Source organism: Streptomyces sp. NRRL WC-3549 (assembly GCF_000721935.1).
GTDB lineage: Bacteria > Actinomycetota > Actinomycetes > Streptomycetales > Streptomycetaceae > Streptomyces.
Genome location: NZ_KL585392.1, coordinates 47,298 through 54,938 on the forward strand (window position 1 = coordinate 47,298; position 7,641 = coordinate 54,938).

The 7,641-nt window shown below is 73.8% G+C and carries 8 protein-coding genes and 1 tRNA gene; 4 read left to right on the forward strand and 5 right to left on the reverse strand.

From position 1 onward, the window contains the following. Together IH13_RS0109835 and IH13_RS0109840 are read right to left on the reverse strand one after the other, a co-directional pair. The coding region (locus tag IH13_RS0109835) for an arginine--tRNA ligase (protein ID WP_234433255.1) at positions 1-920 on the reverse strand (920 nt) is incomplete at its 3' end. A gap of 89 nt (positions 921-1,009) precedes the next feature. Beyond that, complete coding sequence (locus IH13_RS0109840; RefSeq protein WP_234433256.1) at positions 1,010-1,444, reverse strand: response regulator; 435 nt, start codon at positions 1,442-1,444, stop codon at positions 1,010-1,012. A gap of 191 nt (positions 1,445-1,635) precedes the next feature. Here IH13_RS0109840 and IH13_RS0109845 point away from each other — a divergent pair. The 3 genes from IH13_RS0109845 to IH13_RS0109855 all read left to right on the forward strand — a co-directional run bounded on the left by IH13_RS0109845 (position 1,636) and on the right by IH13_RS0109855 (position 3,695). Next, positions 1,636-1,707, forward strand: a tRNA-Arg gene (locus IH13_RS0109845). Positions 1,708-2,599: 892 nt separating this feature from the next. Beyond that, a complete protein-coding gene (locus IH13_RS0109850; RefSeq protein WP_234433257.1) occupies positions 2,600-3,055 on the forward strand; it encodes a hypothetical protein in 456 nt (151 codons plus the stop codon). A gap of 10 nt (positions 3,056-3,065) precedes the next feature. Continuing rightward, the gene (locus IH13_RS0109855; protein ID WP_234433258.1) at positions 3,066-3,695 is read left to right on the forward strand and encodes a hypothetical protein; all 630 of its coding nucleotides are present in this window, start codon (positions 3,066-3,068) and stop codon (positions 3,693-3,695) included. A 31-nt stretch (positions 3,696-3,726) separates the two neighbouring features. On the opposite strand, the gene IH13_RS0109860 is transcribed toward IH13_RS0109855, so the two are convergent. Next, positions 3,727-4,290: a DUF488 domain-containing protein gene (locus tag IH13_RS0109860; RefSeq protein ID WP_199814625.1), complete on the reverse strand. Its 564-nt coding sequence runs from the start codon at positions 4,288-4,290 to the stop codon at positions 3,727-3,729. A gap of 109 nt (positions 4,291-4,399) precedes the next feature. Here IH13_RS0109860 and IH13_RS0109865 point away from each other — a divergent pair, with 109 nt between their 5' ends. Next, a complete protein-coding gene (locus tag IH13_RS0109865) occupies positions 4,400-4,609 on the forward strand; it encodes a hypervirulence associated TUDOR domain-containing protein (RefSeq protein ID WP_031082959.1) in 210 nt (69 codons plus the stop codon). 86 nt (positions 4,610-4,695) lie between these two features. Here IH13_RS0109865 and IH13_RS0109870 read toward each other — a convergent pair whose 3' ends face one another. Together IH13_RS0109870 and IH13_RS0109875 are read right to left on the reverse strand one after the other, a co-directional pair. Further along, positions 4,696-5,430 carry a lytic polysaccharide monooxygenase gene (locus IH13_RS0109870; RefSeq protein ID WP_031082961.1) on the reverse strand — a complete coding sequence of 245 codons (735 nt, stop codon included), beginning with the start codon at positions 5,428-5,430 and terminating at the stop codon, positions 4,696-4,698. Between the two features lie 396 nt (positions 5,431-5,826). Next, positions 5,827-6,996, reverse strand: a complete 1,170-nt coding sequence (locus IH13_RS0109875; protein ID WP_031082962.1) for a nuclease-related domain-containing protein — start codon at positions 6,994-6,996, stop codon at positions 5,827-5,829. Positions 6,997-7,641 lie beyond the last annotated feature (645 nt).

The window sequence follows — 7,641 nt, forward strand, 5'->3', positions numbered from 1 at the left end:
GGGGGGAGCCGGTCGGGGGCGTGGTGGCGGGCGGCGGAGGCGAGGACGCCGGGGTGGTCGGCGAGCGCGGTGTGCAGCGCCGGGACGTCCACGTCCTGTTCGTAGGCGCCGGTGAACCCGAGCCGTTCCGCGCCCCGGGTGAGCGCGTGGGCGCGCGCGTGGGCGTAGCGGACCAGGAAGAGGGGGTTGGCCTCGGTCTGTACGAGGAGGTCGTCGCCGAGCGGGGCGCGGTCATGGGCGGCGGGCCGCAGGAGACCCCACAGCGCGGCGTCGGGCCCGAGGCGCTCCAGCAGGGCGGCGGCGGTGGCGTGGGCCGGTACGGGGCGGATCTCCCGGCTCTCCCGGCTCTCCTTGCCCCCTCGGCCCGCTCCCCGGCTCCCTTCCGGCCCGGTCCGGGGCTCGGTGGCCGCGCCCAGCCGTTCCCAGCCGGGGCCGGCCGCGCCGGTGCAGCCGACGAGGGCCTGCCCGCCCTGGGTGCGCAGGAGGCGCCCGGCGGCGTGGGCGAGCACTGCCGCGCGTACCTCGGGCGGATGGTGCAGCCGGTGGAGCGTCCCGCTGTCCACGGCGACGTGCCCGTAACGGTGGCCCTGCTCCCGAACCGCGCGGACCACCGAGGCGCGGGCGGCGGCGTCGGCGGGGGCGTCGAGCGTGAAGTTCAGGAAGCCCGGGCCGGTGATCTCCACCCGCCCGACCCCGGGCGCGTCCGCCACCCGGTCCCGGAGGATCCGGGCGACCTCGCGGGCCGGCAGCGCGGCGGGCCCGGCGAGCTGCAGGGCGACGGCGCAGGCGTAGTCCCCGCTGCCCCCGGGCCGGGTCCGCTCCACCCGCACGCGCGCGGGCACGGGCGCGCGCAGGGCGTCCTCGGCGACCGCGCGGCGCACGGCGTGCAGCACGGTACGGGAGAGATCTGCGGGGGTCACGGGACAAGCGTATGGGAGACGGGGGGGCTGTCCGCGAACCGGTTTCGCCATGCGGGCAATCCCACGGACCACGGACGGCGACGCGTCGGTCACCCGGCGGTGCTCCCGGCCCTGCCGGCTCCGCGTCCGCCGTCGGGGGACGGCGCCCGCTCCTCGCGCATCAGCCGGCGCACGACACGGACGAGCTCGCTCGGCTCGAACGGCTTCTCCAGGAACGCGTCGACCCCGGCGGCCACTCCGGCGTCCACCTCGAAGGGGGTGCAGGCGCTGACGACGGCGACGGGCAGCCGGCGGGTCCGCGGATCGGCGCGCAGCCGGGTGGCGGTCTGTATCCCGTCGAGGCGGGGCATCACGACGTCGAGGGTGATCACGTCCGGGCGGATCCGGTGCACCAGGTCCAGGCACTCGGCACCGTCGGACGCGGTCACGACCTCGAAGCCCTCCAGCTCGAGGTTGACCCTGATCAGCTGCCGGATGCCCCTGTTGTCGTCCACAACGAGCACGCGGCCGTACGCCCCTGACACCCTTCGAGGGTAGGTCGGCCGGAGGGGCTGCGTCCGGGTTTTGCCCACTTCCGCCCGGGGTGCAGAGGGCCCCCGCTCCCCCGTGGCCACGTCCGGACGGAGGCGTCCGGCGGCGGACGGAAATACCTGTTCCCGGACACCGCTCCGGAGCTGGTAGTGTTTCACCCGTCGCAGCCGAGCGCGGCGACACCGCCCCCGTAGCTCAGGGGATAGAGCATCGGCCTCCGGAGCCGGGTGCGCAGGTTCGAATCCTGCCGGGGGCACTTCGCAGGAAGTGCCGAAAAGACCTTCTGGTCGGTGGAGACACCGACCAGAAGGTCTTTTCCATGTTGCAGGGCCTACGGGACGCCCGCCTCGCGGTGCCGCGCCGCGTTCCCCGGCCCGGTGGGGCCGGTCACCTATCGCGTCACCGGCAACCCCCGTCCCCGGAGGAAGCGTTCGCACCGGCGACAGAGCACACGGCCACCCTCTGCCGGAACCGCTCCGGGACCACGCCCGTCGCCTCGGCACCAAGAGCGTCTGCCAGGACGAGTGCTTCCCTGTGGCCTACGGGGAGCCGGAACTGCGGACCGGCCGGTCGGCGGGACACCTGGCCGGGCTCGGTCTGCGGCACGGGGAGCGGGCGGCGGTCCACTCCGGCAATCGCGGGGAAGCCGTCGAGAGCGTCCTCGCCGTCACCAGGGCGGGCGCGGTCGGTTACCGATCGCCCTCCGGAGCGCCCCGGCCGGACTGGCACACACGCGGCGGCTTTCCTTCCCCAGCCGTTACGGGGGCACCGAGGCGGGGCCCGTCACCATGACGGCACCGGGTACCGGCCGCAGGGACGGCTCCTGTGGCCGTGTACCGGCGGCCATGCGGGCGTATCGGCGACGGCAGGGGCGCCCCGGCTCCGGGCGCCGGGACCGCCGAGGAGACACAGATCACGGTCTGCGCGGGCCCCGACCGGGCATATGCGCTCAGGCAGAAGGAGCGGCGCACCTGGGGAGGTCTGCCGCTCCTTCTTTCTGCTGCTGCGCGGGGCCGTTCTTCTGCCGTGGGCGCTCAGCGAGGAAGTGGCCTTCGCAGGCGGTGCGAGCGGCCGGGCCGCCTCATCGGTTCCCGCCGTGCGGGACCGCCGCGATCGCGGGCACCGCGTTCCGGCCGTGGTACCCGCGGGTGGTCCCGGACGGTTCCGGGGCTGCCGACGGCGACACCGGTGTCCGCCTTGACTTCAGCTTCGGCAAGGACGTCGACCAGAACTGGTTCTACGCCGTCGGTTCCACCAGGTCGAACGTGACCGGCGTGGTCACCGTCGTCCCCGATGCGGACGGCCGGCCCCAGGTCGGTCTCGACTACCAGGCCAACGCCTGGGACCGCTACAACTGGGACGAGAGCAAGGGGGTGACCATCGCCCTGCCCTGGGGCAGCGACATGGGTATCCCGGACGGCCAGATGGCCCGCCTCCACACCACGGGTATCGCCCAGGAATTCGACATGGCGGGCAGCAGCTCCGTCAAGCACTACGATCTGGGCGCAGCCGCCCCGAACACGGACGACATGCCGCTGCCGGACGCACCCGGGCGCGAGGGCGACCGCACGGACCTGGGTCGTAAGCAGCAGGAAGCGCGATAGAGGGTCACCGATGGACAGTTCCCGTGAGACCGCCACCGGCGTACAGCCCGCGCGCCGCCGTGGCATGCCGACCGCAGTCGTCGCCGTCCTGGTGCTCCTCGCCTGCGCGGCCGCCGCGATCGGCGTGGTCTCCTGCGTCGCCGACGAGGTGTCGTCGGACCTGTCGGACCAGGAGATGACCTGCTGCTGGGAGGACGGGGCCACGCCTGCCTGGATGAGCGGCCAGCTCGGCATCCGCATCCCAAAGGCGGCATCGGACCGTCGTGCGGGATACAAGACCGGGCAGCGCTACGACACCGGGCTGCTGTCCTTCGTCCTCCCGAGCGGGGAAGCGGAGACGTACACCGGCCGGCTCATCCGGAACGACACGACGATGATCGGGAACACCCACCCCGAGGAGGAGGACTACCGCCCTGCGGCCGCCTTCGGCCACCTCGGGCTGCCCGAACCGGAGACGTTCGTCCAGGGGCTGCGGAAGATCAGTCTGTGCCCGGACGACCTCACCACCCCGGAGGGCAGGTACCTCCAGCGCTGCGTCGACCTCTTCACCCACGAGTTCGAGCCCGGCACCACCCGGATCTACGTCCGGTCGACGATCGAACCGTCCGTGACGCCCCCGCCTGCGAGCAAGGCTCCGTAGCGACCGGGGAACGAGGCCGGCCGGGCCCCGGCTACGGCGCCGGGTACGTGACCCGGCCGTGCGCGTCGGCCCGTGGTGCCGCACCCCAGGCGCCCAGCTCGTGCACCCGGGGTTCGCCGGCGTCCATGATGTGCCGGACCGTCCAGCCCCGGGCGGTGAGCGTGTTGGCGATCAGCAGGCGGTGGCAGCGCCATGGCATCGGCTCACCGCACATGACGGCGACGCGGTCGCGGGCCGCGAGTCCGGTCAGGCGGGCGATGCCGTGCTCGTACGCCGGGAGCAGCGTGTAGTCGGCGTAGTTCCTGAAACTCGCGTTGTGCCAGCCCGCGTTGGCGGCGGGGTCCACGTCCTGCTTGCGCCGCCGGCCGCCGAGCTCGTCCAGGTACACGTAGTCGATCCCGGCCCGCTCCAGCCACTCGCGCATCGCGTCGCGGGAGAACTGCGGGCTCCGGCGCGAGCCCGGCTGCGCCCGGACGTCGGCCAGCACGCCGATGTGCTGGGCGTCGAGGAGGCCGATGAACGTCTCCTCCGGACACGTCCAGTGCCCGACCGTCCAGATCTCACGCATCGTGTCCCTCTCGCGCGCCTCCACCACCCGGCCATGATGCCCCGGTCCCGGGTGAGGGCCCCGGCGACATGCGAAGAGCGTCCGACGGGCGACACTGGAGGGGGCACGGAACACCGTCGCGACGGAGGGCGAACCGATGACCAGCACCTTCTCGGTCGGGGACCATGTGCGCTGGAACTCGGAGGCCGGCCATGTACAGGGCCGGATCACCCGGGTCCACACGCATGACATCGAGTACAAGGGCCATGTGCGGCGCTGCACCCCCGACGATCCGCAGTACGAGATCAAGAGCGACAGGACCGACCACGTGGCGATGCACAGGGGCGACGCGCTCACGAAGATCTGACCCGGGAGACCGGTCCCGGGGGGCGGTGCCCCCGGACGCACCGGTGTACCGAGGAGAGCCGGTACACCGGTGCGGGCCCGGTGGTGTCAGGCCGCGCAGACCCCGAGGTCCTCCCAGACGCCCCACTCACCGGTGGTGCCGGGCTCTTCGCCCTGGACCCACCACTTGGCACGCCAGGTGTGGTTCTTCCAGGAGACGGTGTCGCCGCCGTTGTAGACGGCGCCGGAGCTCCATGCCGACGCGGCGCAGTCGGCCGGGTCCTGCCCGCCGTCGTCACCGCCGCCTCCGCCCCCGCCTCCGTTGCCGCCGCCGATCTGCACGTCGATGCAGGCGTAGAACGCGTTGGGCGTGTCGGCGATGTTCCAGACGGCGAGCACCTTCTGCCGGCCGGTGAGGCCGCCGAAGTCCACCTGGTGGGTGACGGTCGCGCCGGGCTGGGCGCCCCCGTCGTCGAACGTCGCGACGGTCCGGCCGCCCACGAAGTACTGCCAGGTACTCGTGGCGTGCCGGGCGGTCAGCTGCCAGGTGAAGGTGGTCGAGCTGCCGACCGGGGTGGCCCGCCAGTTCTTGCTGTCGTCGTCGAGATCGGCGAATCCCGCGTTGCCGCCGCTGCAGCTCCGCAGGCCCTTGGGCCCCTCGACGCTCTGCGGCTCGTACTTGATGGAACCGCAGTCGACGGTTCCCGCGGCGCACTGCGCCTGGCGGCTCGGGGGTGTGGACACGTAACCGTGGGCACTGGCCGTGGCGGCCGGGAGGCACACCGCGAGGAGGGGGGCGATTCCCACGCCGATCACGGCGGCCAGCCTTCTTTTCGCGTTCATGTCAACTCCTTCAATGGGGGCCGCACCCCTCACCCACCCTGGGCCACGCAAGGTGCGACCGAGGGCTCACCTTAGGTCTAGACCATACTCGCGGTCAGGTTCACGTCAATATGGCGCGGCCGTTCGGTCCGTCCGACGCGGCCACGGGTGCGGTCACCCCAGCACCAGGTGTACGGAGCCGAAGCCGCTTGCTCTCCAGCAGCTCCTCCTTCGACGCGGCGAGGCCCCCGCCCATGCCGAAGGCCGGGCCCAGCAGCAGAGTCCGGGTGGGCTCGACGGGCGGGGTGACCGTGCTCGCCGTGCCGCAGACGGTTCGCCGAGCAGGGCACAGCGCAGCTTCGCCGTGCCCTCCCCCTCGGCGGCGGCACCCGGAACCACCTGGTGCCGCCGCCAGGATCAGGCGTCCGCCCAGGCCTCCCGGTTGCGTGCCACGTCGTAGACCCGCTCCACCTGGGTGGGGGTGAGCACACCGTTCAGCGGGGCCAGTGCCGGGACCTGACGCTCCCTCAGGACGCGGACGCCCGGCGGGGTGGTGACCACGTCGAGTGCCGCGACACCGGCGAAGACCAGCACCGTCCCGACCGGTACGGGGAAGGTGCAGTACGCCTCCAGCACCCGCTGCGCGCGCCCGGCCCCGAAGCGGTCGTCCAGGGCGTACGGCTCGGGGTCGCCGTCGCCGAACCGCAGGGTGCCGTCGTCGATCCGTACCGACGCCTGGGGGTGGTGCTCCGCGTGCACCGCGAACACCCCGCCCGGCCCGATGAGCAGGTGCCCGATCTCGGTGCCGTCCGGCAGGGGCACGGAGTGCAGGACCCGCCAGCCGTGCCGCGTCAGCCGCTTCAGCTCGGCGCCGACCCGCCGCTCCCCGGCCAGCGCGGTACGGCGCGGGTCCGCTTCCCGCTGCCTCCGCAGCGCCCCGGTGACGACCCGTACGAGTGCCCCGGCACCGGACTCGCCGAGCTCCTCCCGGAGTGCGGTCCCGGGACGGCGTGTCGCGAGATCGACGTCGGGGGTGAGCGCGGGCAGCTCCGGCGGCCCGGCGCGCCCCGGACGGCGCGACGGGGGCGCGGCGGCAGGCCCCTCGGGACGCGCCCGCACCGGCCCCTCGGCAGGCGGCTCGGGACGTGCCCGCGCGGCCTCCTGCGGGAGCGGCTCTTCCCGGGCCCGGTCCATCCGGGGCTCCGGCGCCTGCTCCTGGTGGGGCGGCCGCGCCTGTTCGGGGATGCGGGGGGCCGTGGCCGGGGGTTCCGCGGCCTCCGGTCCCGGGAGGGGCGCCGTCTCGTCCCCGCCGTCCCCCTTGCGCGTCCGCATCCGCCGCAGCGGGGGGATCCGGGGCGCCGACGGAGGTGTGAACGGCGGTCCCGGAGGGGCCGCCTCACCGAGGGCCGGCATGTCCGGGACCTGGCGGGCGAGCGCGTCCGTGACGGCGTCCCGGTAGCGCGGGTGCAGGACCGTGATCGTGCCGCTGCCCAGGTCCGCCCAGCCGATCGCGGTGCCGTCGGGCAGGTTCACATAGAGCCGGTCATGCCCGAAGAGCTGCCATGACGTGACCTTCAGATCGTGCATCGTGCCCCCTCGTGTTCGCCGTTCCGCCTCTCCGACTCCCCCGCACCCCCGGTTCCTCTCCACCTTGGACGGCAGTTCGACAGCCGCACAGGGCGCAGAGCGGGCGCGCGGAGTCGAGGACCCGGCGTTCCGCAGCTGCCCGGACCCCGCACGCCCCGGACTGCTCCGGCGGCCCCGGGCGGACCAGGCGGAGGCCCGGCGCCGGATTGGCGTCCATCATCGCCTTCACCTCGGCCCTGACCTCGGAAATCCCGGTTGCGTCACCTGTACGAGCGGCATGCGCCACACGATCGATCCACTGTGCGACGGCGTCCGTGTCTTCCGTGGCCCGGCGGAGAGCCGCGCTTCACAGACGCCATGGTCGCGGCCCGCGCCTCCAACGACGGCGGCCCGTGCCTCCAACGACGGCGGCTGCCCCTTGACGAGCCGAGCACGGCGGCGGCCGGCGGACCGCGGCAGGAAGGCCCGTACGGGCCGGCCCTCGCGGCCTGCGCGGGTCAGGCCGAGGTGCGTTTGCGGGCCGGCCGGGAGGACGTCTTGGACGTGCCGCCGCCATCGCCCGAAGCCTGCTTCTTCGCCGCCGAGGCCGACTTCTTGCCGGCGGCCGGCTTCTTCGCCGGTGCCTTCTTCGCCGGTGCCTTCTTC